Here is a 26,948-nt window from a genome sequence, read left to right on the forward strand (position 1 = left end):
TAGATGAAACGTGCACTGGTCGTGGTCTCCAAAATGGATACCGGCGGGGCCGAGACGATGATGATGAAGTACTATCGTGCGCTCGACAAGTCGCGCTATCAGCTTGATTTCGCCGTCTCCACCGATGAGGAAGGTTTCTATGACGCCGAGATCAAGCGTCTCGGAGGCCGTATCATCCGGGTGACCAAGAAGAGCCGCAATCCGATCAAGGCGTTTACGGATATCAGGCATGTGGTGAAGGAGAACGGTTATGCCGCGGTGATCAGAAACGCGGAGAACGCCATGGCCTCCTTGGATCTGCTGGCCGCAAAAACCGCTGGGAAGGTGCGCACCGTATTCCGCTCAACCAACTCCAACACATCAGGGAGGTCTCTGAAGGAGCGCGTCGCGCATTCGGTCGGAAGGGTGATTCTGCATGCCTGTTGTGATCGCATGGTCGCCCCCTCCGATGTCGCCGCGGATTTCATGTTCGGGGAAAGAAGCAGACGCGACGGGAAGGTCACCATACTGCCCAATGCCATCGATTTCAACGCATACAAGTTCGATTCGTCGGCTCGCGTTTCGGTGAGAGAACGGTACGGCATCGCGGATGATGTCATGTTGCTGGGCAATATAGGCAGGTTTGCGCCGCAAAAGAACCAACGTTATTGCATTGATGTTCTGGCGGAATTGCTGCGGCGTAATGTGAACAGTCGTTTGATGCTCGTCGGCAAGGGTGATTTGCTGGGTGAGTTGAAGGATTACGCCGTTGCGTGCGGGGTCTTGGATCATGTTGTTTTTCTTCCTCCCACCAGTGATGTATCGAGACTGTACGCGGCGTTTGACGTACTGGTATTCCCCTCGTTCTTTGAAGGAATGCCGAACGTATTGATTGAGGCGCAGGCATCCGGCTTGAAATGCCTGGCATCCGACTCCGTCACCGAACAGGCTCGTATCAGTTCGGAAACGGTGTTCTTGCCTATTGGGGAGGGCTCGGTCTCCGCATGGGCTGATGCCTGCAGGCCGGTAGCCTTGGAGGATCGCGTCAGTACGGGAGAACAGATTCTTCACACCTCATTCAATATGAAAACCGCTGTGAAGCTTTTCGAGAAGGTTGTGTTCGGCGATGCAGAATCCAATCCGCATGCGGTCTGACGGCTCAGGCCGTAGATCCCGATTTGATGCGTTGCGATGGATCGAGAACGGGTTGTCGTTCCCGATTTCGCTGTTCGACATCCTGATGCTGCTCTCATTCCTGGGATTGTTCGCACCTGTGGGAATGGGAATCATCGGCATGCAGAGCGTAGCGTATCGTATGCAGCTCATCGGCATAGCGGCCACGGGAGCATTGGCTTGCGTAGCATTCCGGCGTATCAAACTCGATGCCGTCTTTTTCCTGACGCTGGCGATGTGCGTGACGTTTTTCGTTCCCACTATGATGTATGGCGATTTGTCGCAATATTATATAAAAACGTTATTGTATTTTCTTCAGCTTTGGTGCGTGATGAATATCGGCGTACATTCCGATTCGCGCAAAATGTTGAGAATAGCGTTGCTTGTATTATCGCTGATCGTGATTGCCAATGCGCTGTTCATGGTGGTGAATCTGCCGTCACATCCTGATGGTTTCTCCGATGCGGTCAACTTGGAGATGTGGCCGCTTGGACATAAGAACCAATTCCGTGACTGGTTCTTCCCTCTGGTCGTCACCGCTGTGCTGTTGGATTTGTATAAAAGCAAAAGACCTTCATTCGGTACTGTCCTTCTGATGATTGTCGTGGTGTGGTGTGCGGTGAGCGCGAATTCCGCCACCAGCACTACGATCCTTACGCTGTGCTGTCTGATTGCGGTGTTATACGCAATTGGTGTCATCAAGGGCAGGTTCTTCAATTCCTTCGTCGGACTTGGTATTTATGCCACGGTTTTTGTGTTCTGCGTGCTATTGCGCCGTGTCCCATTGCTGAGCGATTTCATCACGCATGTATTGAAAAGGGATATGACCTTTACCGGAAGGGCCGAAATCTGGGATACCGCAATGCGGAGAATAGCGGAACGGCCGTTGCTGGGACGTGGCTATCATGACATTTCCACCACGGAACTGGTTACCCCGTACGGGCAGATAGTGACGCATGCGCATGATGCGCTGCTGGACACCCTGTACAAGTATGGTGTCGTGGGTTTTGCGGTTGTGGCGGTACTGGTTTTGGTCTGTATATGGAAATTGTATGATTGTAGGAATAGTCCTATCGCCATTGTCATCACTATTTTTCTTACCGGTTTTCTTGTGTGTGGCGTATTTGGTGAATTGTATGATATAGGTTTCCATTTTATTCTTTATCTTGGCTTTTATTCCCGAGAATTATTGAATCCTTCGAATATGCGAGGTAATAATGCATAAAGTTCTGAGGAAAATTAGAATGTGGATGAAGTGCGCATCATATCCGCGACGAAAAATGATTCGTTTTGGCGTCAAATTTATTAAACTTAGGGAACTTGGTCTCAATGTAAGATTTGGTGGAAAAAGTGAACTATGTAATTCATATAATATGATTATTGGGTCCAATGTGTTCATTGGTGATGGTTGTTACTTTAATGCGAATTCTTTAATCTCCATAGGTGACGGGACGATGATTGGTCCTCATGTGTTCTGCTATGCCGGCACGCATAACTATGGTTCTTCCGATTTGAACGCCGTCCCTTTTGACGATCGTTACATCGACGCCCCGGTGATTATCGAGGAAAACGTTTGGATTGCAGGGAATGTGTCGATTGCTCCGGGAACGCATATCGGCAAGGGGGCGGTCATCGGCATGGGGTGCACCGTGGCGGGGGAGATTCCCCCATATGCCGTCGTCGTAGGTGACAAGGCCCATGTCATCAAATACCGCGATGCACAACGATATGAGGAACTGGCCGGGAAGGGACGCGTCTATGGTGATGTGTTCGCCGGCAAAGGCTTCACTTTCGTCAAGAAAACGGATTTGCGGTAGGCGGGTATTCGTGTTCAGAAAATTATTGTCCTCCCCCATCTCCATACGTTTGGGATCGGTGTTTTGGGGTTTTGTGAGCTCCGTGCTTATCAACCGTATCCTCGGTCTTGCCGTGCGCGGCGAATACACGACGATCACGACATACACCAATCTGCTGCAGACCGCGGTCAACCTTGGTCTGTGCTTTGCTTACGCTCCCATGATGAAGAAATACGGCAAGGAGGTCGCGAAGCACAATATCTCGTTGCTGATCTGGCTGCAGGCCCTGCTTTATGCTGCGGTGTTCGCCTGCATCGGGGTGGTTTGCCGGCAATACGACGTATCTGCCATGCTGGTGCTTGGATGGCTGCAAATCATCAACAACCAAGTGGTGTTCCTGGCGTTGATCGACGATATTCGATTCAGGAACAAGGTCCTGCTGCTGTCCGCTTTCATATATGCCATCGTCAATATCGGTCAGATGATATTGGGATTCCGGGAACTGCATCTGGTCATCGTGATTCTATGCGGTAAAACACTGCTTGAGGCGGTCATCTGCTCGCTGCATAGTCGTCTGCTGATTCTCGACCGCAAGCTGTTCGACAGGAACGCCATGATGGATACATTGAAGTATGGCGTGCCCACGGCTTTGCTGGCAACGCTGATATTGCTCAATTACAACGTGGACGTATACGTGTTGAATTATTTCCATGCATCTTCGGTTCAGGTGGGTATCTACGGAGTCGCGTATTCGTTGGCGAACATGCTGTGGTTCATACCGGATGCCTTCAAGGAGCTGGTGTACAACAAATCCGCCCGGGGAAACGCCGCGCGTGAGACGGTGGTCCTTGTCATGGTGAACATGTGCATATGTGCTGTCATCTGCGTTGGATTCGCGGTATTCGGCGAGGCGTTCCTCGGCATCATGTACGGAGACGAATATAGGGTCGCCTTCCCCACGGTGATGACCGTGTTCATCGGCATATTGCCGATGGTCGCCTTCAAACTCATTCATCCCATTTACGTCAATGAGGGGAAATCGCTCATTGTCGTCGGGCTGTTGTCCGTATCCGTGGTCGCCAACATTGTGATGGCCTGCTTCCTGGTGCCGCTATATGCGGCATTCGGGGCGGCATTGGCCACCGTTGGATCATACACGGTGTGCGGATTATTGTTCTCGATGAAATTCCTCAAGGATTATCATCTGAAAATTCGTACCGGGTTTTCGGATTGCTTGGAATTGATTCATCGATATGCAAAGAGGTGAAAAGGAAAATGATTGACTTACTAATGTCGATGCTCAGGTCATCGAAACAGAATGAGCGGTATTACAAAAAACTCGGACTGAAAATCGGGCGCTACTGCGAAATCCTCAATGGCTGGAACTTTGGCAGCGAACCATATCTGATTGCATTGGGAGATTATGTCCGCGTCGCCGCAGGGGTGCGTTTCATCACCCATGATGGAGGGGTGTGGGTTCTCCGTCATCGATATCCTTCGTTGAAGGATGTCGATTTGCTCAAACCCATTCGCGTGGGCAACAATGTCCATATCGGGATGAACGCGATCATCATGCCCGGGGTCACCATCGGCGATAATTGCATCATCGGATGCTCGGCCGTCGTCACCCACGACGTTCCCGATGATTCCGTTGCCGTCGGAATCCCCGCGCGGGTCATTGAAAACATTGATGAATACCGTGAGAAGAATGAGCGGCTTTTCCTGCACACGAAGGGCATGAGTGGGGAAGAAAAAAGAAAGACCGTTGAGCGGGCGATGGCAACGGGCCATTGATTGGCAAGGTGTACGTGGGAATCATGATTGGTGGTGCATGTGGAGGTAGTCGAACGTTCCTTGGGATGCCTGTTGCTGTCGAACCGTCGTTTGGACGACAATCGCGGTTGGTTTCAGATAGATTTTTCCATCGCCGATCTGCATGCTCATGGAATTGCCTTCGACCATGTCGAACAGCTCAATCATTCATACACCGAGCATGCCGGCGTCATCCGTGGTCTGAACTATCAGTCCGCCCCGTTTGTGCAGGCAAAGGTCGTCAGTTGCGTGGCGGGAGCGGTGTACAGCGTCGGAGTTGATATCACGCCAGACAGCTCCACATTCGGTCAATGGTGCGGCTGGGTGTTGACGCCGAACAATCATCGCAGCATGGTCGTGCCAAGAGGATATGCGCACGGATTCGTCACCATGCAGGATAATACGGAGTTGCAATACCTCACGGACAACGTCTACTCGTATGACCACGCCAAGAGCATCCGCTACGATGATCCCGATCTTGACATTGACTGGACCATGCAGGATGCCATCACTCTGCGACCGGAAATTCTCTCTTCAAAGAATCGCAATGCTCCCTTTCTTCGCGATGCGATCGCGGCGGAATCAGGTGTCGAGAGATGAATTCCATTATTCTCAAGTTGCGCTGTGATATCGGAAGACGGTATCACCATTCAGCATGCCGGATATTGGATATTCGGATGTGGCGTACCGCCTGTTTGTTCGCACAGTTCTACTGATTCCGTACGACCGCCGAGATGGTGCTTGGCGTAGGCGGTTGACAAGTGGGAACCATCTTCGTTGGTATATGTAACCGGCGTTCTTCAATATCGGATTCTTGTGCGTGCCACTGGTTCGCTGGCAGAAAGCCGACAATGGAATCGCCGGTTTGCATATCACTACACTTCATGAAGCGGTTTCTGGAATGGCCTGCGAAGGCGAGGAGACGCATCCGCCGAGTCACATTGCGTACCGGAGTTTGACCTAAGCGCAAGGGAAACGTGGGCATACGGAAGTGAATAGGCGTTTATGTGTGCATGGCGTCTTTCCGGAGGGGTGTTTCCACGGGGTGCCCCCTTGTAGGATATGGGGGTATGGCTGAAGATCTTTTCTCTCCGAAGAATATTATTGTGACCGGTGGCTGTGGGTTTATCGGTTCGAATTTCGTGCATTACGTGTACAACAACCATCCTGACGTGCATGTCACGGTCCTGGACGCGCTCACCTATGCGGGCAACCTGGAGAACATCAAGGGCATTCTTGGTGATCGTGTGGAGTTCGTGCACGGCAACATCTGCGATGCGGAACTGCTCGACAAGTTGGTTCCGGGTCATGACGCGATCGTGCATTACGCGGCCGAGTCGCATAACGACAACAGCATCGCGAACCCGGAACCGTTCCTGAAGACGAACGTGGAGGGCACGTTCCGTCTGCTGGAGGCGGCGCGCAAGTACGACGTGCGCTACCATCACGTCTCCACGGACGAGGTGTACGGCGATCTCGCGCTGGACGACCCGGCGAAGTTCACCGAGCAGACCCCGTACCATCCGTCCAGCCCGTACAGCTCCACCAAGGCTTCGTCGGACCTGCTGGTGCGCGCGTGGCACCGCACGTTCGGAGTGAAGGCGACGATCTCGAACTGCTCGAACAACTACGGTCCGTTCCAGCACGTGGAGAAGTTCATCCCGCGTCAGATCACGAACATCCTGGACGGGTTGAGGCCGAAGCTGTATGGCGACGGCCGCAACGTGCGCGACTGGATCCACACGGACGACCATTCGACCGGCGTGTGGACGATCCTGACCAAGGGACGCATCGGCGAGACGTACCTGATCGGCGCGAACGGCGAACGCAACAACATCACCGTGTTGCGCGACATCCTCGAGGTCATGGGCAAGGACCCGGACGACTTCGACTGGGTCAAGGACCGTCCGGGCCATGACCGCCGCTACGCGATCGACTCGACGAAGCTTCGTGCCGAGCTCGGCTGGGAGCCGACGCACACGGACTTCCAGAAGGGCCTGGAGAAGACCATCAAGTGGTACACGGACAACCGCGCCTGGTGGGAGCCCGCCAAGGCAGCCACCGAAGCCAGGTACAAGCGCCAGGGCCAGTGAACCCAGGGCTGCGGCTGATATGAAAACGGCCGCACCTCGAAGGTGCGGCCCCTATAGCAGTTGTCAGGATAGCAATATGTGTTCCGAAGCGCAAGTCACTGACGAGGCGATGGCTGGCCGGTATCTGGCGGATGCGAGGTTTCGGGTGTATCTCGATTATGCCCGGGAACGCGTTCCGGATGCGGATGCGTCGCGATTGACCGAATTAGCCGTTCGTCTATACCGGTGGAATGTGAAGGCGTCAGCGGTGGCAATTGGGTACATCTCGTTCATTGAGGTGTTCGTGAGAAACGCGATTGATCTTCAACTGCGTGAATGGATTTCCGGTCAGGAGATTACCGGTCTGTCCGATTGGCTCGAGACCGGAAAGTCGGATCCTGTCGGCAGGATTCGGTCGTTGATCAATAGTGCGGACAGGGATTATCTCACTGATGCGCGTAATACCGCCCTGCGCAAGCAGAAGCAATGGCGACGTGATCAACGGCATCCACGCCATGGCGATGGAGTGACCCGTGATGATGTGTTCTCGCAGCTGACCTTCGGGACGTGGGACGGCATGTTGTCCCGGTCTTCGCGCGATGCCGAACTGGCGCATGTGCTGATGGGAGCGTTCCCGAATATCGAGTCCGCTTGGCAGTCGGAGATCCGCCGAATGCCCAAGGTCGTTCTTCCTGGCAACGACGGCGATTCCCTCGAGGATCGGCTGCGGATGGAACTTGTCGTGCGTCTTAAATCGATACGCACCATTCGGAACCGAATCAGTCACGACGAGAATCTGCTCCGCGTCGAGTTTCCCAAGTTGCGTCATGACATGTTTTTCATTCTTAATGCGTTGGGGTCGGAATGTCCGAACTGGGCGTTTCCCGATAAAGGTGAGCCTCTGAAAACATTATCGCCGGACCGGTGCGTCACGGATTGGCTGGGCGATACGGAGAAGACAAAGTAAGGAGTCACGACATGTCGTTTGAGTTCGAGAAGGAATTGAGGGTCACGGAGACGAATATTCCGGGCTTGTTGGTGTTCGATTTGCCGGTGCATGGGGATAATCGCGGTTGGTTCAAGGAGAACTGGCAGCGTGCGAAGATGACCGCGTTGGGGTTGCCTGATTTCGGTCCGGTGCAGAACAACATCAGCTTCAATGCGACGAAGGGCGTGACGCGTGGTATTCATGCGGAGCCGTGGGACAAGTACATTTCGATCGCGGCCGGTTCGATTTTCGGCGCGTGGGTGGATTTGAGGCCGGGCGAGAGCTTCGGTCAGGTGTTTACGACGCGTTTGGACCCGTCGAGGGCGATCTATGTGCCGCGTGGCGTGGGCAACAGCTTCCAGGCGTTGGAGGACGGGACCGTGTACACGTATCTGGTCAACGCGCATTGGAGCCTGGAGCAGAAGAGGACGTACACGTTCGTGAACCTCGCGGACCCGGAACTGGACATCCGGTGGCCGATCCCGTTGGAGGAGTCGGAGCGTAGCGAGGCGGACTTGCATCATCCGATGCTCAGGGACGCGAAGCCGATGGCGCCGAAGCGCACGTTGGTGACGGGTTGCAATGGCCAGTTGGGCCGCGCGATCCGCCAGTACGCGGAAGCGCATGGTCTTGAGGGGTTCGAGTACACGGACATCGACGAGTTCGACTTCTCCGACCCGAACGCGTACGACAAGTACGACTGGAGCCTGTACGGCACGATCATCAACGCCGCGGAATACTCCACCGAACTGTGTGATGACACTGATAATGCCGACAAGGCATGGCGCGTAAATGCGCAGGGACCCGCATTGTTGGCCCGCGTCGCCGCCGAACATCATATCGTGCTGGTGCACGTGAGTTCCGATGCAGCATACGGCATGAATAAGGAATCTAAGACGATCGCTCCAGTGAGCCTCTACGGGCAAACCAAGGCGGCTGGTGATATTGCGGTCGCCAATGCACCCGAGCACTACGTCCTGCGATTCGATGCCGAAACGCTACAGGATTCGGAACAATGCGCCAAAGAGGTGTTCCGCTTGCTTGACGAGCACACCGCCTACGGAATCCGCGATTTCAGCTGACTTCACACCAGCGAGCCATCAGAGAGAATTCACAACCGCTAAGGAACCATCATGAAGGGCATTATTCTCGCCGGCGGGTCCGGCACGCGTCTCTACCCGTTGACCACCGTCACATCGAAGCAATTGCTGCCGGTGTATGACAAGCCGATGATCTACTACCCGCTCAGCGTGCTCATGCTCGCGGGTATCCGTGACATCCTGATCATCTCCACGCCGAAGGATCTGCCGAACTTCGAGAAGCTCCTCGGCGACGGTTCGCATTACGGCGTGCACTTCTCCTATAAGGTGCAGCCCAGCCCGGATGGTCTGGCTCAGGCATTCCTCTTGGGTGAGGAGTTCATCGATGGTGAGCCATGCGCGCTCGTGCTCGGCGATAACATCTTCTACGGCAATGGCCTGGGGACCACGTTGCGCAAGGCTGTCGCCAAGGCCGAAGGCGGCGAAGGCGCGAGCGTGTTCGGCTACTACGTCGACGATCCCGAACGATACGGCGTGGTCGAGTTCGACGAGAACAAGAAGGCCGTCTCCATCGAGGAGAAACCCAAGAAGCCGAAGTCGCATTATGCGGTGACGGGCCTGTACTTCTATGACGAGCGTGTGGTCGAGTTCGCCAAGCAGGTGAAGCCGTCGGCGCGAGGCGAGCTGGAGATCACCGATCTGAACAAGATGTACCTCGACGCGGGTGCGTTGAACGTGCGCACGTTGGGTCGCGGCTACGCGTGGCTGGATACGGGCACGATGGACTCCCTGTATGAGGCGGGCGAGTTCGTGCGCACCGTGCAGCGTGCCCAGGGCCTGCCCATCGCCATCGTCGAGGAAATCGCCTACGAGAACGGGTGGATCAGCAAGGAGGAGCTCCTCGAATCCGCCACACGTTACGGCAAGAGCCCCTACGGCCAGCACCTCAAGGACGTCGCCGAGGGCAAGGTGGTGCTCATCCCGAACCAGTACTGAACGAGCCGACCGCGGATACGTATCGATAGTGATAGATAGAAAAGATAAATAGATATACGTGAATGGGGTTGCGAATTCGACATGAATTCACAACCCCATTCACGTATATAGACAGTCATTCAGGAACCGAATGACCTGAACAATACAGGTCCTCAGGCGGCCTTTTTGCGGCCACGGCGCTTCATGGTGCCAGCTACGGCATCATCGGCGTTGAAGATCACGGTCTTCTCCTCCGGGTAGGCGGCGCCGTTCACGGACTGGTAGGCGATCTCGCCCTCCGGGGCCTCGGCCAGCGTGAAGAACTTGGACACGGCGGCCAGCGGGGCCTCATCCTTGATGCTCACCGAGGACGTCTGCTTGCCCTCCGGCTTGCTGAACTTCACCGCGTTGTCCGCCTTCTCGGTGGTCGGGGTCACCGCCACCTGGCGGGTCTTCTCGTTGACGAGCACCTTCACATACGCCGGGTAGCCCAACACCTCGGCGGTGGCCTTGTTGAAACGCACGGCGGAATCCGTGACCGTCATCACCGTCTTGCCGACCGGCTTGACCAGACGGACCTCCTCAAAACCCTGCAGCAAAGAAGCCATGATGATCTCCTTGATATATGTGACGTATTATGCGTTTGTTTTTCACCGCTAATTGTATCCAATTTCATGGATATCGTCACACAAAAAGAGCGGAATAAATATCGTTATTGCGCATCATCAATCCGGATGAATTCGCTGCAGCGGGTGAGGGCCCATATCAGGAACGGAAGCGCCGCGAACGCATAACCCTCGAATTGAACATACAGGTACGCGACCAACACCAGCCAGCACACGCTGAGCTTCGTCCAATCGTGATGCCTGCCGATGAACCGCAGCACCATGAACACGAACAATCCGAACCCGATCAGCCCGAATTCCGTCAGCGCGTTCGTATACGCGCACATCGTCCACACCGTATCCGGTGCGATCACCGCGTACCAGGAGATCGCCGGTTTGGCATCGGCGTGCATGGCGGACAGCACCCATGCCGCCAATCCGGCACCCTGATGCGTCGCGTCGGCGATATTGCCGGCGCCATAACCGGTCAGCAGCGTCCATGGCCGTTCCACAATCCCGCACAGCGGTCCCAACGACTGCCATATGCGCGCGAAGAACGAGCCGTCGCCTTCCATGCCGTTGCCGAGAATCGAGCCCAACCGCGAATCCGCGGCGAAACTCACCATTGCCAGCAATCCCGCGCCGATAAGCTGGACGATTCCCCGCGGGCGCCTCTTGGCATCACGCCAAGGCGTTTCCACCACGATCACGACAATCAACGCCACCAGCGAATCGAGGATGATGCGCGTGCCCGACCCCATGAGCACGCTGCCCGCCGCGAACACGACGATAAGCCGCTTCAACCGTTCCGCGAACACGCGGTCGCGTCGCCGCATCAGCCAGAACAACGGCAGCAGGACGCCGAACAGGTGCATGCCGATATAACTCGGCTCGGCGAACAGGAACTGTGGGCGCCCCCGGTCGCCGCCCCACGCCACACCCGTGGTGATGTACGAACGGTACATGAGATGCCCGAAATACCCCTGCACCGCGCCCAGCTGCAGATGAATCGCCAGCCATTGCACCACACCCACACCGAACGCGAACCAATACGCGGCGATGACGGCGCGCACCGCCTCCTGCCAGCTCAACTTCTTGTACATGAACGCGATGTCGAGGGCGGCCAGCGTGGCCGGTATGGCGACCACGCCCGTCAACGACATGACTACAGCATTGTTATGCAATCCGAACGCGGCCCATCCGGGCATGGACAGCAGCACCAGCACCACGGGCAGCGCGAAGAACGGCGCGTACCGGTGCATCGTCCGCCGCAGCAGACGTGGGTTCGCCACGCAGTACGCCACCAGAAACCATGGGCTGAGCGGTGTCCAGAACGGTTGGAAGAACCCCAGCACCGTGCCGTCGGCCGGTAGGGTGAGCAGCGCCAGCAGGAACAGGTAATCGGACCGGTCACGAGGGGTGAACGGGCGAGGGGAAAGCGCGGGAGCCGCGTACGCGCGACCCATGGGGGAGGGCATGCGCAACCCGGCGCCGGCGCCCGCCGTACGTTCGCAGCGGCGTTCGCCGCCATTGTCCGATTCGATGCTTGACGGATCCATGCGCCCCCTTCCTCACTGTGCTGTTGCGTACTCTACCAACGCGATGTGCGGGAATGGTGGCGATGTCCCGACGCCGTCTCATACCCCCCGAATACAAGGGAAGGGGGTACACGGGGATTGTTAGAATCCGGAAGTGTCTGCAACCTGAATGAAGTGTAGAGGGAGAAGCGGTTGGTTTCCGCAGAGAACAACGAACAGCAAAATCAGATTCCGTCGGACGCCTCCGCGGCGTCGTCCGAAGGCGGGGTCACCATCATGGACCTGCTGCGGATCATCCGCAAGTACGTCATCTCCGTCATCGTGACCTTCGTGCTCGTCTTCGCCGCCGTGTGCGCGTACACGCTGCTCACGCCCCCGAAGTACACGGCCACCTCCCAGGTGTTCGCCACGTTCAGCGCCTCGTCGAGCTCCTCGGGCACGCAGGACAACTACAACGACATCAACAACGCCGGCACGTACATCTCCAACCAGATCAAGTCGTATCCGACGCTCGCCACCACCGAGGCGGTGCTCCAGCCCGTCATCGACGAGCTCGGGCTCAGCACCAGCGTCGCGCAGCTCGGACAGCAGCTCACCGTCACCAACCCGACCGACACCGCGTTCGTGAACATCTCCGTCGAGGACACCAACGCCAAGGAGGCGGCGTCCATCGCCAATGCGGTCGCCAAATCCATGAAGACCGTGGTGGAGGACTCCCTGTACTCCTCCGACAAGAAGTCGCCGGTCACCCTGTCCGTCGTGCAGCAGGCGCAGGAGCCGGAATCGCCGAGTAGCCCGAAGATCCCGCTCAACATGGCCATCGGCATCGTCGGCGGCCTCATCGTGGGCGTGATCGTCGCCCTGCTCAAGGACCTGTTCTCCACGCGCATCGAAGAGGCGTTCGAACTGCAGGAGTACATCGACGCGCCGATCATGGGCCGCATCCCCGAGGACGACCTGCTCAAGGGAGAGGTGCCGGTCATCATCGCCAAGCCGAGCAGCCCCATCGCCGAGGAATACCGCCGCATCCGCACCAACCTGTCGTTCACCGCGCCGGTCGAGGGCACCGGCTCCCGCCTCATCGTCATGACCTCCACGTCGCCGAGCGAAGGCAAGACCACCAGCTCGGTGAACATCGCCGTGAGCCTCGCCGAGAACGGCGCCAAGGTGCTGCTCATCGACGCCGACCTGCGCCACCCGTCCGTGGCGAACAGGCTCGGTCTCGAAGGCAACGCCGGTCTGACGCACGTGCTGTCCGGCCAGGCGAGCGTCAAGGACGTGGTCCAGCGCTACTGGAAGCCGAACCTGCACATCATGCCCGCCGGCCCGAAGCCGCCGAACGCGTCCGCCCTGCTCAACTCCCAGACCATGAAGGAGCTGCTCAAGCAGGCGCTCACCCAGTACGACTACGTGCTCGTCGACACGTCGCCGCTCGTCGTCGCCAACGACGCCTCCGTGTTCGGCGCCATGGGCAACGGCATCGTGATCGTCGCCGGCCGCGACGTGACCGATAAGCGCGACCTGCGCGACATCACGGCCCAGCTCGGCAACATCGACATCTCCGTCATCGGCTTCATCTTCAACTACGCGAAGGACTCCAAGAAGGACTACGCGCACAAGTACGACAGCTACTATTACTACGATGACGACGCCGACTCCGCCAAGAAGAAGGGCGCCAAGAACAAGAAGAAGCGTTCGAACGCCCAGCGCAGCACCGCCCGCCGCGCGGCCAACAGGGCCGCCAAGTAGGTAGAGCGGTTGTTCCGGCCGGTGACTGCAACCGGCTGAATACGACGAAGGGCGCGATCCGGAATTCCGGATCGCGCCCTTCGTCGTCTCTGTTCCCGCCTCACATCAACATCTCATGCTCGGACAGACCGTCGCCTATCACGGGAATCGGGATTTGCATGGACCGCTCCCGCCCGTCAGCGCACCTCACGCCGTGGTCTTGGCGATGATGGCCAGCGCACGGCAGATCTGGTCGTAGGAGCGCTGGAAGGCCGCGAATTCGCGATGATGCGGATCCTCGATGGTCATCGGCGCCGGAAGCATCGGGCGGATGAGCGACGCGTTGTCGATCACCGATTCGAGACGCTCCGCACGCGTGGCCCCCTCGAGATACCCCTCCTTCGCGCAATAGGCGCACATGTTCGCGAAATCGGCCAACAGGAACGTCCTGCGGCCTGCGCGGGGTGCGATGGTGGCGATGTCCTGCCGTTGGCGCGGCTCGAAGCACAGGATCAGGTCGGAGGCGTCCGCCAGCTGCGGCGTGACGCGCTTGGACCTGAAACCGGACGGATCGATGCCGGCCTGGGTCATGAGGCGGGCGCTCGACGGGTCGATGGGATGATCGTCGAGTCCGCGGATGCCGGCGCTGTCCGCCGTGATGTCCGGTTCAGGAAGATAGTGGGGGAGCAGCAGCTCGCCCATCGGGGAGCGGCAGATGTTGCCGGTGCAGACGAAAAGAACCTTCATGGTGTGTGATGCCTCGTTCGATTGTGGGACGGATCGGGATTCCTGCTCTTACGCGTTGCGGTGCCCGTGCCTGTGGGCCAGCATATGAAAAGACCCTGAGGGGAAACCTCAGGGTCTTCGCTGTCAGCTAACGGCCGAACCGGGTTCAGCGGGCGCTGGTCTTGCGGACCGCGAACAGGGCGATGCCGGCGGCGGCCAGCAGCACGACGGCCACGGCGTACGGGGCGACGGAAGCGCCGGTGTTGGCGGTGGTCGCGGCGGAGCCGTCGGCGTTGCAGGCGGCGGTGGTCGCGGTGGCGGTGGCCACGTGGCCGCTGGTCTGGCCCACGCCCTTCACGGTGACGGTGGTGTTGCACGGAACGCCGTTGACCTTGACGTTGACGACGCCACCGGTCTTGGCCTTGACGGTCAGCTGGGCGACCTGCTCGATGCTGGTGCCCTTGTCGCTGGTCACGACGACGTCCTCGCCCTCGGTGAAGCCGTTCAGGGTGACGGCGACGGAGCTGGACGTGACGGTGCCGGTCTGGCCGTAATCATCGGCCATGGCGGTGCTGGTGGCGAAGCCGAAACCGAGAACCGCGGCGACGGTGGCCAGAACGGCCATGATCTTCTTCATCATAATGAACCTCCTCATGAGGGAGCCGTGTTTGTGTTCCCCCGAAGCATGTCCGGCAAGGCGACCGTATGGTGCGGTGCGTTTCCCTTGCACGCCCCTCACACTACACCCCCCGTTGACGCCCTCATGGGGGCATATCGTCCACGCGAAGGGGGTATGTGACAACGCGGTCACATCATGTGAGCACGCCGTCACATGGGTGATCGGGGACGACGGTGGATATTGCGGTGGAAAACCTTGGAATCTCGCGGTTTTGTGGATAATCCGGACGAGTTCACCTGAAATTAATACGTGGCGACACGCCGGAGCCTGCGGGAACGGGCGGCGCATTGACGTTGGACCGTCAGCGCTTCGCCTGTGTCCTGCCCGTCGCGGCCGGTGCCGTGGCCTTGCCGCCCGGGGAGCCCGCCTCCTCGTCGTCGAAGCTGAACAGCTCCTCGACGGTGGTGTCGAACACGCGCGCCAGGTCCATGGCCAGCCGCAGGGACGGGCAGTACAGGCCCTGTTCGAGTCGTCCGATGGTCTCACGGCGCACGTCGACCAGATCCGCCAGGTCGGACTGTTTCATGCCGCGCGCGAGACGGTGGAGTTTGATGCTAGTCCTCATCGTCGTCCCCGTCCGCGCCGCTGCGCTCAAGCCACAGGTAGCGCACGTCGGACAGCGCCAGCGCGGCCATCGCCAAGGCCGGCAGGAGCATCGGCGGGATCACGTGCAGCCAGTACGGGCTGAGGAGGTTCAGGATCGTGTACACGAACCCGACCGCCACGAGCACGGCGATGAGCGCTATGAGCGCGAACTGCATGGCCAGGCTCTGGTGCAGGTCGGACAGTTCGTCGCGGCGCGGGTTGTTGCGGCGCAGCACCATGACCACCCACAGTTCGCCGCCGGCCCACGCCAACGCCACCACCACCGTGGCGACAAGCCCCACGACGTCGTTGCGCATGATGATCTGCAGCGCGCAGGACAGCGCGCCCACCGTCTCGATGACGGCGCGCAGCAGGATGTACCGGTTGAATGTCATCGTCCTCGCCTCCATCTCGTCGTTTCCGCATATGATGGGGTGACCCCTTCACGCTGATTAATCTATCACCGGTCGGGCACCGGCCGTAATACGACGAAACCCCGCCGAAGCGGGGTTTCATGACGTCGAAGCGATACGTGACGACGAATCAGTAGCTGTGGTGGGTCAGCCAGTAGTTGTAGGCGCCGGTGATGGAGCCGTAGCGGTCGTTGCAGTAGCCGACGAACCACTTGAACTGGGTCTGGTAGTTGTCCGCCCAGTCGGAACCGGCGGAGGCCATCTTGGAGCCGGGCAGGGCCTGCGGCAGGCCGTACGCGCCGGAGGAGGCGTTCGTGGCGTGCGGGTTCCAGCCGGACTCGTGGTTGATGATGTACACGGCGGCGGTGAAGTCCGCCTCGCTGTAGCCGTTGGAGATCAGCCAGTCGTGCGCCCAGGTCTGCATCTCGGAGGCCGGCACGGTGGTGCCCAGCGATCCGGACGAGGAGGAGGACGAGGACGAGCTGGAACCGGTGCCGACGAGCACGATCTTGTCGGTCGGGGCCTCCTTGACGTAGGAGGCGAACACGTTGGAGGAGACGACCTTGCCGCCGGCGCGGGTGACCAGGCTCGTGGTCTCCATCGTGCCGACCTTGCCTTCCTGCTGGACCTTCTCCTCGCCCTTCGGCAGGGCGCCGGTCTCCTTCTTCACCGTGTTGAACGCGATGTCGCTGTCGCTGGTCTCCAGCGTGGCGCCCGCGCGCTCGATGGTGATGACGGTGGATTCGGTGACCTTCGTGGTCAGCGACGGGGAGACCGAGTCATCCGGGTCGAGCACGATGTCGCCCGCTTCGAGCACGGACTTGACGTCGGTGAAGTTGTCACCCAGCACGGTGCGGGACTTGCCGTTGATCTTGACGGTCACGTAGGAGGTGTTGCCGTTGAGGTCGCCGCGCGCGCCTCCACGGGAGACCCCCAGCGCGGCGTTGTCGGTGGCGGAGAATTCGGTGACCGGGGAACTATGTTCGGACTGCTGGTAGAAGTTCCGGGACACGATGCCCGCCCCCGCAAGCATGCCCACTGCCGCCACGATGGCGGCGATCCTCATCCACTGGCGCTTGCTCAGGGACTTCAGAGTAGGCGTGTTCTTGCGATGATTCGCCATTAATGCTCCTTACGAGGTAGATGCCGTTCTGGCACTCACTGTCCACCAGTGTAGATGGGCCGATGAACATTGGGGACTGGCCGGCGGCCATCGGAGACGGGAAGGGGGTGCATCCGCCCGATCCGGCTGGATGCACCCCCTTCCCGTCGATTCGGCCGGAGCGGCATGGGCCGTCGGCTCACGCCCGGCTATTCGGCCTGGTCCTGCGTGCCGTTGCCGCCGGACTCCCCGTTGCCGTTATTGCCGTTGTTCCCGTTCCCGTTGGAATTGCCGTTTCCGTTGCCGCCGGACTCCCCGTTGCCGCCGTTGCCGTTATTGCTATTGTCGCCATTGCTGTTGGAGTTACCGTTGCCATTCCCGGAGTTGCCATTGCCGGTGTTCGGGTAGTAGCCGTTGCCGTAACCGTAATTCGGGTAGTAGCCGTTGTATCCGTTGTTGTACCCGTTATTGGTCTGGTTCTGGTTCTGCGTGGCGTTCTGGCTCGCGGTGTAGGAGCTCATCGACTCGTTGACGGCCGTGGTGGCGCTCTGGATGTCCGCCAGGGCCTTCTTGAGGGCCGCGAGCTTCGGCTTGCTGTCCTTGAGCAGCGTGTTCGCCGCGTCGACGGCCGCCTGCAGCGTCTGGCGGGTGGAATCGTCGGCCACCGCGCCCTGGCTGGTCGTCAGCAGCGTCTGCGCGTCGTTCACCGCGGTCTGCAGGCTCTGCTTGGCGGTGGCGATGTCCGCGGTGTTCTTCTTCTCCTGGCTGGCGGTCACCGCGTCCGTGGCGGAGACGACGGCCTTGGCCCGGTCGCTGAGCGTGCCGGCGAGCTCGGAGTTCGCCTTCGCGTGGTCGTTGAGCTCGGCCGCGGTGAGCGTGGCGGTGCAGGCGTGCGTCGTCACCGTGCCCTGCGCGTCGGCGACGGCGGACTTGAGTTTCGACAGCGTCGTGGCGTCGGCCACCTGGTCGGCGGTGATCTTCTGGGCCGCCGTGGCCTTCTTCAGGGCGGCGGCCAGCGCGTCGTCCGCCTTCGACTCGTCGTCGGCGGCCTGCTGGCATGCGGCGAGGGCCGTGTCGATCGCGGACTGCCGCTGATGGTGGCGGAACGCGAACACGCCCGCGACCACGGCGATGACCGCCACCGCCGCCACGGCGGCGATGACCATCGGCCTGCGGTTGCGGCTCTTCGTCGCGGATCCCGCGTCTTCGCCACCCTTGCCGTTGCCGTGCGCGCCGCCCGCGGGCTCGTCCTCGGTGCCGGCGATGTCCAGTCCGCCGCCGTCGCCGGCCGCCTCGCCCACCGAGGCGAGCTTGGCCAACGGGTCGGTGACGGGAGTGCGCGCCAGCGCGGCGGACTGGCTGATCAGCGGCGGGATGACCTCCGTCTCGCCCGAATCGGGCGATTGCGCCGCCTTCGGCGGGAGCACGGACACCGTCGGCGCCTCGGACTCGGGCACGACGGACGGCTGGTCCGGCGGCAGTTCGGTCGACACCGGCGTGCGCACGGGGATCACGGCCGTTTCGGTGCCGGCATTGGCCTCCGGCTCCGGCACCGCGGGGAAATCATGCGACGGAGCCTGCGGGCCGTTTCCCGAAGAATCGCCGGAATCATCCTTGGGCTTGGCGAGGCCGGAGAACGACAGCGCCTCCGCGGGCACCTCGGACGAACCGTCCGCATCGGAGGCGTCCACGCTCGGGAACATCAGCGACGGGATGTCCCAGTCGTCGTCCTTGCCGGCGTTGAGCAGCGAACCGCCGCCGAGCGCCGCGTCGTCGTCGCCGAAGTTCGGCTCGTCCGCGCCGCCGTCATGCGGCGTATGCTTCGAATTCGAATCCACCATGTATACCCCCTACGAACACGCTGGGCAATATCATAGCGTGACGTCGCACCGTCGGCGAGCGTCGGTGTGAACGCTCACGGCATGGTCCTCGGTGGTGTGCGCCGCGGACGGACGTACGATGCGGGTACGTGGATGCGTGGATGCGTGGATGCGCGCGGACCGGGGCGCACGGCGTCAGGCCTGCGCCGCCTCCGCCTTCGCCGCGGCCACATCAAGCTTCTTCGCCTGGTCGATGAGGTCGTCGAGATCCTCGGCGCGCAGCGCGCCGGCCTGCTGGAACACCACCGTGCCCTGCTTGACGATCATCAGCGTCGGCACCGCCTGGATGCCGGCCGCCGCGGCGAGATCCTGGTTCCGGTCGATGTCGACCTTCGCGAACGTGATGCCGGCGTTCTCCGGCTTGTCGCTCGCCGCCTCGTAGATCGGGCCGAACGCACGGCACGGGCCGCACCACGTGGCCCAGAAATCCACGAACACGATGTCGTTGTCGGTGATGGTCTTTTCGAACTCGGCCGAGCTGATCTGCGTGGTGGCCATGGCACTCTCCTTATATACGTTTCATATACGTTTCATATACGACGCACGCAACGTACCTTTATATATGTATGCGATGCATACGCGGCGCATGCGTGCGGCGCCGTCGCGCACGCCCGCGCGCGGCCGCGGCGACGATCCGCCGACATCCAGCAAACCAGCATGGCGGAACAAACACAAGGGCGTTGCGCTGAGAAAGAACCCGCGCCGGTCAGCGAGGCGCGCGATAATGGGGTGCATGCCAGTGATGAATGATGAGGTGCCGGACGAGGGCGACTTCGACGCCGACCGTCCGCGCGGGGAATTCGACCATGTCACGCCCGAGGACTTCATCCGCGGCTCCGGCCACGGAAACCCTCCCGGATGGCTCGACCCGGCGGACATCAACCGCGCCCGCAGCCAGATGCCCATCGCATACGTGGAGATCGTGCCCGTGCGCACCGACGAATTCGGCCGCATCGCGCAGGTCGGCTCCCTGCTGCGCGTCACCGAGGACGGCTCGGTGGAACGCGCCGTGATCTCCGGGCGCGTGCTCTTCCACGAGACGCTGCGCGAGGCCATCGCCCGCAACGTCGCCAAGGACCTCGGCGACATCGCCCTGCCAGTGCTGCCCCTCAACCTGCAGCCGTTCACCGTGGCCGAATTCTTCCCCACGCCCGGCCTGAGCGAATACTTCGACCCCCGCCAGCACGCCATCGCCCTGTGCTACGTGGTGCCCATCGCCGGCGACTGCCGCCCGCAGGACGAGACGCTCGACGTCGAATGGGTGGACCCGCACTCCGACATGCTCGACACGTTCCTCGACCAGATGGTCAACGGCCACGACCGCATCGTGCGCAAGGCGCTCGAATACTGCGGCGCGTGAGCCGCGGCGTGCGGCATGCGCGGGACCCGCGCACGGGCCGCACGCGAACCCATGCAAGGAGAAAACATCATGACGTTTGCCATTCACAACCGCGTGCTGCGCGACGGGGACGGCACCCCGCTCGTGCTCGCCAACGCATATCCGGTGGACGGGCGCATGTGGACCGCATGCGCGGCCCGCATCGCCGCGCTCGCCGACGAACGGGGACTGCGCCCCTTCCCGATCTGGGCCCCCGACATGCCCGGATCCGGCCTGTCCCCGGCGCCGGACGACGGGGAGTCCGGCCGTCGCGCCGCCAACGGCTCCTACCCGGACGCCCTCGACCGCATGGCCGAATCCTACGTGGACCTGCTCTACCGCGCCGGCCACGAGCAGGCCGTGTGGGCGGGCCTGTCGATGGGCGGCTACCTCGTCACCGACCTGTACCGCCTCCACCCGGAGGTCGTGGCCGGCGTCGCCCTGTGCGACACGATGGCCTCCTCCGACGGCGTCGGCGGCGAGGCGCGGCTCAGGACCTCCGACGCGTGCGAGGCGACGGACTCCGTCGAACCGGTCATGCACTTCGCCAGGCCCGCCGACGGCGACTCCACCGTGAAGCGCTCGCCCGCGTTCATCGAAACGATGACCGCATGGATCAACGAGCAGAACCCCGCCGGGCTCGCCTGGCGCCAGCGCATGACCTACGGCCGGCCGGAACTCGCCGGCGTGCCCGAGACGATGGACGTGCCCGTCGCCGTCGTCTCCGGCGAACTCGACCCCACCTCGAACCCGGACGTGATGCGCCCGCTCGCCGAACGCATCGGCGTGAACGCCACGTTCACCGCGATCCCGGACTGCGGCCACTTCAGCGCCGTCGAACACCCGGACGTGGTCGCCGCCGCGCTCGTCGACCTCGTCGCGCGCGTGCAGGCGCGGTAGGGCGACCGGGAGACCGGGGAACGTACCGGATTTCCCGGGGAACATGGCATCCGGAAAATCCGAAATCCAAGGGAAACATAAGGAGCATCAAGCAGTATGACCGTGTCCTTCAACCCGTTGGCGCTCACGCAGGCGCTGCCGTTCCTGCCGCTCGCGCAGGGCGACATCGACTACCAGACCGAACGCCGCGTCGAACCCGACCTCATCGCGAAGGTCCTGCTCGAACCCGCCACCAAGGTGATCCTCACGCGCGACGGCAAGATCGCCGTGCCGCGCGGGCAGGGCGAGCTCGCCGACTACGAGAACGTGAAGATGCGCCTCGCCACCCTGCCGGGCGCGTACGTGGCGGGCGAACTCGCCACGCACCCGCAGGCCGTGGCCATGTTCCTCGGCAGCTACGGCGGCCGTCGCGACGAGCACGTCATCGCCGTCGACATCACACGCGTGGCGCGCATCGCCGACGGCAGCGAACAGGGCGCCGACGCCGCCTTCGACGAACCCGAGGACGGCACCGGCGGCACCGTGCTCAAGGGCGGCGCCCGGGCCGGCGCGGGCGCGAGCCTGCTCGAGCAGGCGTTCGACCGCTTCGACTGGGTGGACTTGCGCGGATTCGCGCCCCACGCCTCCGCACGCGAGGCGGGGCAGGCGACCAGCGCCATCACCCTGAGCATCTGGCATAACCGCCAGCGTTTCTGCCCGACCTGCGGATCGCCCGTCGAGACCGCGAACGGCGGATGGGCGCAACGCTGCACGAACACGGCGGACGGCCGCCGCCTCCTCTTCCCGCGCGTCGAACCCGCCGTGATCACCATCATCGTGGACTCGGCCGGCCGTGCGCTCATGCAGCACAACGCCGCATGGAAGAACCCCACGCTGTACTCGGTGTCCGCCGGGTTCGTGGAGGCCGGCGAGAATCTCGAGCACGCGGCCCGACGCGAGGCGCTCGAGGAGGTGGGCATCCGCCTGGGCGAGGTGAAGTACCTCGGCTCGCAGCCGTGGCCGTTCCCCGCCTCGCTGATGATGGCGTTCAAGGCGCACGCGCTCACCACCGACGTGCGCGTGGACGGCGACGAGACCGTCGAGGCGAAGTGGGTCACTCCGGACGAATACATGGCCGCGCTGATCTCCGGGCGCATGAGCGCGCCGGGCAAGGCGACCATCGCCCGCTACATGATTGAGGAGTGGCTCGGCCACGAGCTGTGAGCCGTGGGCGGGATGCGGCCGTGGGTCACGGGCTGTGTGGCTGTGCGGCCAACCGTGTGGCTGTGTGGTTGTGTGTTCGTGTGTTCGTGTGCCCGTGTGCCCGTGTGGTCGTGTGGTCGTGTGGTCGTGTGGTCGTGTGGTCGTGTGGCCGGATGCTTCCTCGACTTTCCGGCGCGCATGTGCGACGAATAGACATATCTCGAATAGTGATATACGCCACAAATCGTTGCGATGCGCGGCGAGTCGCGGCGAAAGCGCCGTCGCACCCCTGTCCTCTGGGATGGTGTTGATGTACAGTCGGACACAGTCCGCTGGTTGGAACGGCGGTCAAGAGCAAGAAGCGAAACTAAGGATCGGTAATGACTGACGAACGCAATCAGCAGCCGGAAGGTCGTCCGGAGTACGGCGCTATGCGTGAGGATTTCGAGACCACGCAGGCCATGCCGCCGATCACCCCCGACGAGGCCGCCCCGCTGGCCGGCACCTCGGGCACGGGAATCGTTCCCCCCGCAGGCGTCGCGGCCGCTGCCGCCGTACCGCCGGAGGATCTCAACATCGGCACCACGGCCGCGAGGAAGTCGCGCAAGGGCCTGATCATCACGCTGTCCCTCGTGGCGGTGCTGCTCGTCGCGCTCGTCGGCGCGTTCTTTGGCGCCCGCGCCTACTACGCCGACAAGGTCGCCCCGGGCGTGCGTTTCGGTTCCGCGAGCGTCGTGGGCCAGACCCGCGACGAGGTGAAGGCCACCGTCGACCAGGCCATCAAGGACTCCGCCGTCACTGTCAAGGACTCCAACGGCAAGTCCGTCACCGCCTCGCTCAAGGACCTCGGGGTGAACATCGACGTTGACCAGACCGTCGACGCGATCATGGACGCCAAGTCCTCCTCCAACATCGGCGAGGACATCCTGCGCGTCAACCCGTTCGGCCACGTCGACGTGCCGCTGACCGCCAGCACCGACAACGCCGCCCTGAGCGACTTCCTGTCCGCCAAGCTCGTCTCCGACGACGAACGCGCCGTGCCGTCCTCCATCGCGTACGACGCCAACGCGCAGGCGTTCGCCGCCACCGAGGGCCGCGCCGGCAAGACCCCGAAGGTCGCCAAGGTCGTCAGCGCCGTCAAGCAGGCCATCGCCGAGCCCGGCACCGCCGCCTCCGTGAGCATCACGGACGAGACCATCGACACCCCGATTTCCCTCGAGGCGGCGCAGAAGGCCGCCGACGCCGCCAACCAGCGCCTCAACAACAAGATCGTCATGACCAACGGCAACGCCAAGCAGTTCGAGCTGCCGAACGACGCCGTCGCCTCGTGGATCAAGGCCGAGTCCCGTCCGTCCCAGGGCGCTATCACCCTCTCCTACGACAGCGTGGCCATCAAGAAGTACATGGCCGAGCAGCTGCCCGGCCAGCTCAACCAGGACATGGTCTCCCAGGAGGACATCGTCGACGGCAACGGCTCCGTGATCGTCGCCGCGCAGGTCAAGGGCGTGGACGGCGTGGCCGTCAAGGACACCGACAAGGCCGCCGAGCAGGTGCTCGACACCCTCAAGGAGGGCAACGGCGGCACCGTGCAGGTCACCGCCGACGTGACCAAGTTCGACGTCAAGCAGAAGCAGAGCGAGTGGCGCGTCGTCATCGACAAGAGCTCGCAGACCGCCGTCGTGTACCATAACGGCCAGCAGGTCAAGTCCTTCCTCGTGTGCACCGGCGGCCCCGGCGGCAACGAGACCGACAGCGGCAACTGGTACATCTACCTCAAGTACCGCGTGCAGGACATGCGCGGCTACAACGATGACGGCAGCAAGTACCTGTCTCCGGGCGTGAAGTGGGTCAGCTACTTCAACGGCGGCGAAGGCTTCCACACCGCCTCCTGGAACTACGGCGGCATCGCCTCGGGCGACCCGGCAAACCACGGTTCCCACGGCTGCGTGAACATGTACGAGCAGGACGCCGAGTGGATTTACGAGAACTGCCCGGAGGGCACCCTCGTCCAGGTCGTCGGCACCCAGCCGTCCGGCCCGGTGCGCTGAGCTTCGGCGCATTCGCTTCCAACGGTCCAGGACCCCGTCTGATTCCATCAGGCGGGGTCCTTCCGTATGTTCCGCCGCTGAGGCCGCGTAAGCGGTGGAAATTACAGAGCGGAAGGGTCGTCTCCGTAGGAACCGCCGCTTACTTCGATTCAGTGACCGAAATCACGGAGCAGTGGGTTGATTTCCGTATTTTCCGCCGCTGAGTTTGGTTTATCGGCGGATATTACGGAGCGGTGGGGCGATTTCCGTGGAAACCGCCGCTGAGTTCAATTCAGCGTCCGAAATTACGGAGCAGAGGGATCATCTCCGTAATATCCGCCTCCGGCGGAGATGTTGTTATCGCTTGGGGATGATGTGGCGCAACCGGGGTGGTGTGACCAAGGGTGGTGTGACCTGGGTGATGTAGTTGAGGTGGTGTGACCGGGAGTGGTGTGACCGGGGTGATGACGTGACTGAGGTGATGATGTAACCGGGGTGACGTAGTTGGGGTGATGTAACTGGGAGTGGTGCGACCAGGGTGACGTAACTGGGGTGACGTAACTGAGATGATGCGACCGGGGTGATGACGCCTCGGGCGGGAAGCGATGAGACGCCGGCGGCGCTTCCCGGTGCGCGGGGCGTGTTCGTAACGGGTTGGTACTCTGGTGGCTATGAGTGATGAACTTGACGACCAGCCGCTGAACCTCGACGTGCCCGAGCACCTCGAATACTCCGACGACCACGTGTGGATCGACACCACGCTCGACCCGGCCGTGGTCGGCATCACCGAGTACGCCGCCGAGAAGCTCGGCGAACTCGTCTACGTGGACCTGCCCGAGCCGGGCACCCGCATCGAAGCGGGCGACGAGGTCCTCGAACTCGAATCCTCCAAGGCGGTCGAGCCGCTCATCGCACCCGTCGCCGGCACCATCCGCTACGTGAACCAGGCCGTCTCCGACGACCCGAGCGTCATCAACTCCGACCCGTACGGCGAAGGCTGGATCATGAAGATCGAGCTCGAGGACGACGAGCCGGAACTGCTCACCGCCGAACAGTATCTGAAGGTCATCCGATGAACCGCGCGGAACGGCGGGTGGCGGAGACCGGCACGGGCATCGGCGGTGCAGGACTGGGCGCCCGCGCGTCCGCGACCACGCCCGCACCGGGCACCGCCGTCGGCGACGACATGCCCACCGTTCCGATCCCCGCGCGCCACGCCGTCACCACGTTCGACGCCGCCTCCCGGCGCGAACGCTTCGAGGCACAGCCGTTCCTCGAACGCCTCGTGCGCCGCGTCGTCACACGCGTGTTCAACGTGTGGGTGACGGGCGCCACCCGCGCCGCGCACCGGCTCGACTGGTTCCCGCGCGTCGACCCGTACGTCGGCTACGGCACCAACGACTATTCGCGGCTCATCTGCCGCACCGTCTACGCGCCCGAACACAGCGAATACGGGCGCGCCACGCGCGGCATCCGCGGCATGCTCGCCATTCCCTCGCCGCACACGCAGGTGAAGATCCGCATCGACGACGTGCCGCTCGAAACCGTGCAGGTCGGCGAGAGCGAACGCTTCGACGCGGTGGACGCGCGGCCGGACCTCGACAGCGAATACGCCATCTCCGACACCTCCGGCTACCTCGACCTCGTCGCCGAGCACCGGCTCGAACCGGGCGTGCACCGGGTCTCGTACCGCGTCAACGGCCGCAAGCCGGTGCGCGCGAACCTGTTCACCATCCCCACAAGCGCGAAGGTCGGCATCATCTCCGACGTCGACGACACCATCATGATCACGCAGGCGCCCGTCCTGTGGAAGGCCGCGTGGAACCTGCTGTTCCTTAACCCGGACAAGAAGGCGTCCGTGCCCGGCATGAGCGTGCTGTTCACCAAACTCGCCGACCTGTTCCCGGACGCGCCGTTCTTCTACCTGTCCACCTCGCCGTGGAACGTCGAGGGCTCGATCCGCCACTTCATCGAGAACCACGGGTTCCCCGAAGGGCCGCTGCTGCTGCGCGACCTCGACCCACGCCCGAAGACCTTCATCCCCACGGGCCCGCAGCACAAGCTCGAATTCGTCGAACAGCTCATGGCCGACTTCCCCGACATGAGGTTCATTCTCGTCGGCGACGATGGGCAGAAGGACCCGACCACCTACGCCACCATCGTGCGGCGGTACCCGGGGCGTGTGCTCGCCATCGCGATCCGCCAGCTCAGCCCGCGCGAGTCGATGCCGTTCGGCATCAACCCGGCCGGCATGACGGCCACGCAGCCGATGCCCGCCACCGACGTGCCCGTGTTCACCGGCACCACCGGGGCGAACCTCATGAAGACGATGCTGCCCTACCTGAAATCGCATATGGCGTAAGGCGAGGG

25 protein-coding genes and 1 pseudogene are annotated in these 26,948 nt (G+C 61.7%); 17 read left to right on the top strand and 9 right to left on the bottom strand.

The window, feature by feature from the left end:
- Positions 1–3: 3 nt before the first annotated feature.
- From GFD21_RS05050 to rfbA, 10 genes and pseudogenes are all read left to right on the top strand, one after another.
- Positions 4–1,134, top strand: a complete 1,131-nt coding sequence (locus tag GFD21_RS05050; RefSeq protein WP_163196845.1) for a glycosyltransferase — start codon at positions 4–6, stop codon at positions 1,132–1,134.
- Complete coding sequence (locus GFD21_RS05055) at positions 1,106–2,377, top strand: O-antigen ligase family protein (RefSeq protein WP_163196846.1); 1,272 nt, start codon at positions 1,106–1,108, stop codon at positions 2,375–2,377. The genes GFD21_RS05050 and GFD21_RS05055 overlap by 29 nt, the downstream gene beginning before the upstream one ends.
- A gap of 19 nt (positions 2,378–2,396) precedes the next feature.
- Positions 2,397–2,969 carry an acyltransferase gene (locus GFD21_RS05060; RefSeq protein ID WP_163196847.1) on the top strand — a complete coding sequence of 191 codons (573 nt, stop codon included), beginning with the start codon at positions 2,397–2,399 and terminating at the stop codon, positions 2,967–2,969.
- Positions 2,970–3,051: 82 nt separating this feature from the next.
- Entirely contained in the window at positions 3,052–4,215 is a 1,164-nt protein-coding gene (locus GFD21_RS05065; protein ID WP_163196848.1) for an MATE family efflux transporter, read from the top strand.
- Between the two features lie 8 nt (positions 4,216–4,223).
- On the top strand, positions 4,224–4,742 hold the full coding sequence (locus GFD21_RS05070; RefSeq protein ID WP_163196849.1) for an acyltransferase: 519 nt from the start codon (positions 4,224–4,226) through the stop codon (positions 4,740–4,742).
- A gap of 39 nt (positions 4,743–4,781) precedes the next feature.
- On the top strand, positions 4,782–5,360 hold the full coding sequence (locus tag GFD21_RS05075; protein WP_163196850.1) for a dTDP-4-dehydrorhamnose 3,5-epimerase family protein: 579 nt from the start codon (positions 4,782–4,784) through the stop codon (positions 5,358–5,360).
- A 470-nt stretch (positions 5,361–5,830) separates the two neighbouring features.
- Positions 5,831–6,853, top strand: coding sequence for a dTDP-glucose 4,6-dehydratase (gene rfbB, locus GFD21_RS05080; protein ID WP_163196851.1), 1,023 nt, complete (start codon positions 5,831–5,833; stop codon positions 6,851–6,853).
- A gap of 76 nt (positions 6,854–6,929) precedes the next feature.
- Positions 6,930–7,799, top strand: a complete 870-nt coding sequence (locus GFD21_RS05085; protein WP_163196852.1) for a hypothetical protein — start codon at positions 6,930–6,932, stop codon at positions 7,797–7,799.
- Positions 7,800–7,810: 11 nt separating this feature from the next.
- Positions 7,811–8,803 (top strand): annotated as a pseudogene (locus GFD21_RS05090) (dTDP-4-dehydrorhamnose 3,5-epimerase family protein); the annotation flags it as partial.
- Positions 8,804–8,953: 150 nt separating this feature from the next.
- The gene (rfbA, locus tag GFD21_RS05095) at positions 8,954–9,856 is read left to right on the top strand and encodes a glucose-1-phosphate thymidylyltransferase RfbA (RefSeq protein ID WP_163196854.1); all 903 of its coding nucleotides are present in this window, start codon (positions 8,954–8,956) and stop codon (positions 9,854–9,856) included.
- 152 nt (positions 9,857–10,008) lie between these two features.
- On the opposite strand, the gene GFD21_RS05100 is transcribed toward rfbA, so the two are convergent.
- Positions 10,009–10,443: a hypothetical protein gene (locus tag GFD21_RS05100; RefSeq protein WP_163196855.1), complete on the bottom strand. Its 435-nt coding sequence runs from the start codon at positions 10,441–10,443 to the stop codon at positions 10,009–10,011.
- 104 nt (positions 10,444–10,547) lie between these two features.
- Positions 10,548–11,999, bottom strand: coding sequence for a hypothetical protein (locus tag GFD21_RS05105; protein ID WP_163196856.1), 1,452 nt, complete (start codon positions 11,997–11,999; stop codon positions 10,548–10,550).
- A gap of 171 nt (positions 12,000–12,170) precedes the next feature.
- On the opposite strand from GFD21_RS05105, the gene GFD21_RS05110 reads away from it, so the two are divergent.
- Positions 12,171–13,727 (top strand): polysaccharide biosynthesis tyrosine autokinase, encoded by a 1,557-nt coding sequence (locus GFD21_RS05110; protein ID WP_225431680.1) that lies wholly within the window; start codon positions 12,171–12,173, stop codon positions 13,725–13,727.
- 186 nt (positions 13,728–13,913) lie between these two features.
- Here the strand turns inward: GFD21_RS05110 and GFD21_RS05115 are convergent, their stop codons facing one another.
- The 7 genes from GFD21_RS05115 to trxA form a co-directional block, all read right to left on the bottom strand.
- The gene (locus GFD21_RS05115; RefSeq protein ID WP_163196857.1) at positions 13,914–14,453 is read right to left on the bottom strand and encodes an arsenate reductase/protein-tyrosine-phosphatase family protein; all 540 of its coding nucleotides are present in this window, start codon (positions 14,451–14,453) and stop codon (positions 13,914–13,916) included.
- Between the two features lie 145 nt (positions 14,454–14,598).
- Complete coding sequence (locus GFD21_RS05120; RefSeq protein ID WP_163196858.1) at positions 14,599–15,072, bottom strand: hypothetical protein; 474 nt, start codon at positions 15,070–15,072, stop codon at positions 14,599–14,601.
- 340 nt (positions 15,073–15,412) lie between these two features.
- A complete protein-coding gene (locus GFD21_RS05125; protein ID WP_163196859.1) occupies positions 15,413–15,676 on the bottom strand; it encodes a helix-turn-helix transcriptional regulator in 264 nt (87 codons plus the stop codon).
- Positions 15,666–16,091, bottom strand: coding sequence for a hypothetical protein (locus GFD21_RS05130; protein ID WP_163196860.1), 426 nt, complete (start codon positions 16,089–16,091; stop codon positions 15,666–15,668). Before GFD21_RS05130 ends, GFD21_RS05125 begins: the two co-directional genes overlap by 11 nt.
- 148 nt (positions 16,092–16,239) lie before the next feature.
- Positions 16,240–17,232, bottom strand: coding sequence for an aggregation-promoting factor C-terminal-like domain-containing protein (locus tag GFD21_RS05135; protein WP_163196861.1), 993 nt, complete (start codon positions 17,230–17,232; stop codon positions 16,240–16,242).
- A gap of 188 nt (positions 17,233–17,420) precedes the next feature.
- A complete protein-coding gene (locus GFD21_RS05140) occupies positions 17,421–19,052 on the bottom strand; it encodes an FIVAR domain-containing protein (RefSeq protein WP_163196862.1) in 1,632 nt (543 codons plus the stop codon).
- 174 nt (positions 19,053–19,226) lie between these two features.
- Complete coding sequence (gene trxA, locus GFD21_RS05145; RefSeq protein ID WP_163196863.1) at positions 19,227–19,589, bottom strand: thioredoxin; 363 nt, start codon at positions 19,587–19,589, stop codon at positions 19,227–19,229.
- A gap of 235 nt (positions 19,590–19,824) precedes the next feature.
- Here trxA and GFD21_RS05150 point away from each other — a divergent pair, with 235 nt between their 5' ends.
- The 6 genes from GFD21_RS05150 to GFD21_RS05175 all read left to right on the top strand — a co-directional run bounded on the left by GFD21_RS05150 (position 19,825) and on the right by GFD21_RS05175 (position 26,940).
- Entirely contained in the window at positions 19,825–20,451 is a 627-nt protein-coding gene (locus tag GFD21_RS05150; RefSeq protein ID WP_163196864.1) for an NUDIX hydrolase family protein, read from the top strand.
- Positions 20,452–20,520: 69 nt separating this feature from the next.
- A complete protein-coding gene (locus GFD21_RS05155; RefSeq protein ID WP_163196865.1) occupies positions 20,521–21,369 on the top strand; it encodes an alpha/beta fold hydrolase in 849 nt (282 codons plus the stop codon).
- Between the two features lie 96 nt (positions 21,370–21,465).
- The gene (gene nudC, locus GFD21_RS05160; RefSeq protein WP_163196866.1) at positions 21,466–22,572 is read left to right on the top strand and encodes an NAD(+) diphosphatase; all 1,107 of its coding nucleotides are present in this window, start codon (positions 21,466–21,468) and stop codon (positions 22,570–22,572) included.
- Positions 22,573–22,931: 359 nt separating this feature from the next.
- Positions 22,932–24,599, top strand: coding sequence for a L,D-transpeptidase (locus tag GFD21_RS05165; RefSeq protein ID WP_225431682.1), 1,668 nt, complete (start codon positions 22,932–22,934; stop codon positions 24,597–24,599).
- Between the two features lie 650 nt (positions 24,600–25,249).
- Complete coding sequence (gene gcvH, locus GFD21_RS05170; RefSeq protein WP_163196867.1) at positions 25,250–25,654, top strand: glycine cleavage system protein GcvH; 405 nt, start codon at positions 25,250–25,252, stop codon at positions 25,652–25,654.
- A 110-nt stretch (positions 25,655–25,764) separates the two neighbouring features.
- A complete protein-coding gene (locus GFD21_RS05175; RefSeq protein ID WP_163196930.1) occupies positions 25,765–26,940 on the top strand; it encodes an App1 family protein in 1,176 nt (391 codons plus the stop codon).
- The last annotated feature ends 8 nt before the right edge of the window (positions 26,941–26,948 follow it).

This window comes from Bifidobacterium platyrrhinorum (assembly GCF_010667645.1).
GTDB classification, from domain to species: Bacteria; Actinomycetota; Actinomycetes; order Actinomycetales; family Bifidobacteriaceae; genus Bifidobacterium; species Bifidobacterium platyrrhinorum.

What these genes read in the sequence shown, in the direction of transcription:
- gcvH (WP_163196867.1), top strand. Translation starts at nt 25,250, where the DNA reads ATGAGTGATGAACTTGACGACCAGCCGCTGAACCTCGACGTGCCCGAG.
- GFD21_RS05125 (WP_163196859.1), bottom strand. Translation starts at nt 15,676, where the DNA reads ATGAGGACTAGCATCAAACTCCACCGTCTCGCGCGCGGCATGAAACAG.
- GFD21_RS05055 (WP_163196846.1), top strand. Translation starts at nt 1,106, where the DNA reads ATGCAGAATCCAATCCGCATGCGGTCTGACGGCTCAGGCCGTAGATCC.
- GFD21_RS05070 (WP_163196849.1), top strand. Translation starts at nt 4,224, where the DNA reads ATGATTGACTTACTAATGTCGATGCTCAGGTCATCGAAACAGAATGAG.
- GFD21_RS05130 (WP_163196860.1), bottom strand. Translation starts at nt 16,091, where the DNA reads ATGACATTCAACCGGTACATCCTGCTGCGCGCCGTCATCGAGACGGTG.
- GFD21_RS05100 (WP_163196855.1), bottom strand. Translation starts at nt 10,443, where the DNA reads ATGGCTTCTTTGCTGCAGGGTTTTGAGGAGGTCCGTCTGGTCAAGCCG.
- GFD21_RS05140 (WP_163196862.1), bottom strand. Translation starts at nt 19,052, where the DNA reads ATGGTGGATTCGAATTCGAAGCATACGCCGCATGACGGCGGCGCGGAC.
- GFD21_RS05060 (WP_163196847.1), top strand. Translation starts at nt 2,397, where the DNA reads ATGTGGATGAAGTGCGCATCATATCCGCGACGAAAAATGATTCGTTTT.
- GFD21_RS05155 (WP_163196865.1), top strand. Translation starts at nt 20,521, where the DNA reads ATGACGTTTGCCATTCACAACCGCGTGCTGCGCGACGGGGACGGCACC.
- GFD21_RS05105 (WP_163196856.1), bottom strand. Translation starts at nt 11,999, where the DNA reads ATGGATCCGTCAAGCATCGAATCGGACAATGGCGGCGAACGCCGCTGC.
- GFD21_RS05115 (WP_163196857.1), bottom strand. Translation starts at nt 14,453, where the DNA reads ATGAAGGTTCTTTTCGTCTGCACCGGCAACATCTGCCGCTCCCCGATG.
- nudC (WP_163196866.1), top strand. Translation starts at nt 21,466, where the DNA reads ATGACCGTGTCCTTCAACCCGTTGGCGCTCACGCAGGCGCTGCCGTTC.
- GFD21_RS05175 (WP_163196930.1), top strand. Translation starts at nt 25,765, where the DNA reads ATGCCCACCGTTCCGATCCCCGCGCGCCACGCCGTCACCACGTTCGAC.
- rfbA (WP_163196854.1), top strand. Translation starts at nt 8,954, where the DNA reads ATGAAGGGCATTATTCTCGCCGGCGGGTCCGGCACGCGTCTCTACCCG.
- GFD21_RS05165 (WP_225431682.1), top strand. Translation starts at nt 22,932, where the DNA reads ATGACTGACGAACGCAATCAGCAGCCGGAAGGTCGTCCGGAGTACGGC.
- GFD21_RS05085 (WP_163196852.1), top strand. Translation starts at nt 6,930, where the DNA reads ATGTGTTCCGAAGCGCAAGTCACTGACGAGGCGATGGCTGGCCGGTAT.
- GFD21_RS05050 (WP_163196845.1), top strand. Translation starts at nt 4, where the DNA reads ATGAAACGTGCACTGGTCGTGGTCTCCAAAATGGATACCGGCGGGGCC.
- GFD21_RS05120 (WP_163196858.1), bottom strand. Translation starts at nt 15,072, where the DNA reads ATGATGAAGAAGATCATGGCCGTTCTGGCCACCGTCGCCGCGGTTCTC.
- rfbB (WP_163196851.1), top strand. Translation starts at nt 5,831, where the DNA reads ATGGCTGAAGATCTTTTCTCTCCGAAGAATATTATTGTGACCGGTGGC.
- trxA (WP_163196863.1), bottom strand. Translation starts at nt 19,589, where the DNA reads ATGGCCACCACGCAGATCAGCTCGGCCGAGTTCGAAAAGACCATCACC.
- GFD21_RS05135 (WP_163196861.1), bottom strand. Translation starts at nt 17,232, where the DNA reads ATGGCGAATCATCGCAAGAACACGCCTACTCTGAAGTCCCTGAGCAAG.
- GFD21_RS05150 (WP_163196864.1), top strand. Translation starts at nt 19,825, where the DNA reads ATGCCAGTGATGAATGATGAGGTGCCGGACGAGGGCGACTTCGACGCC.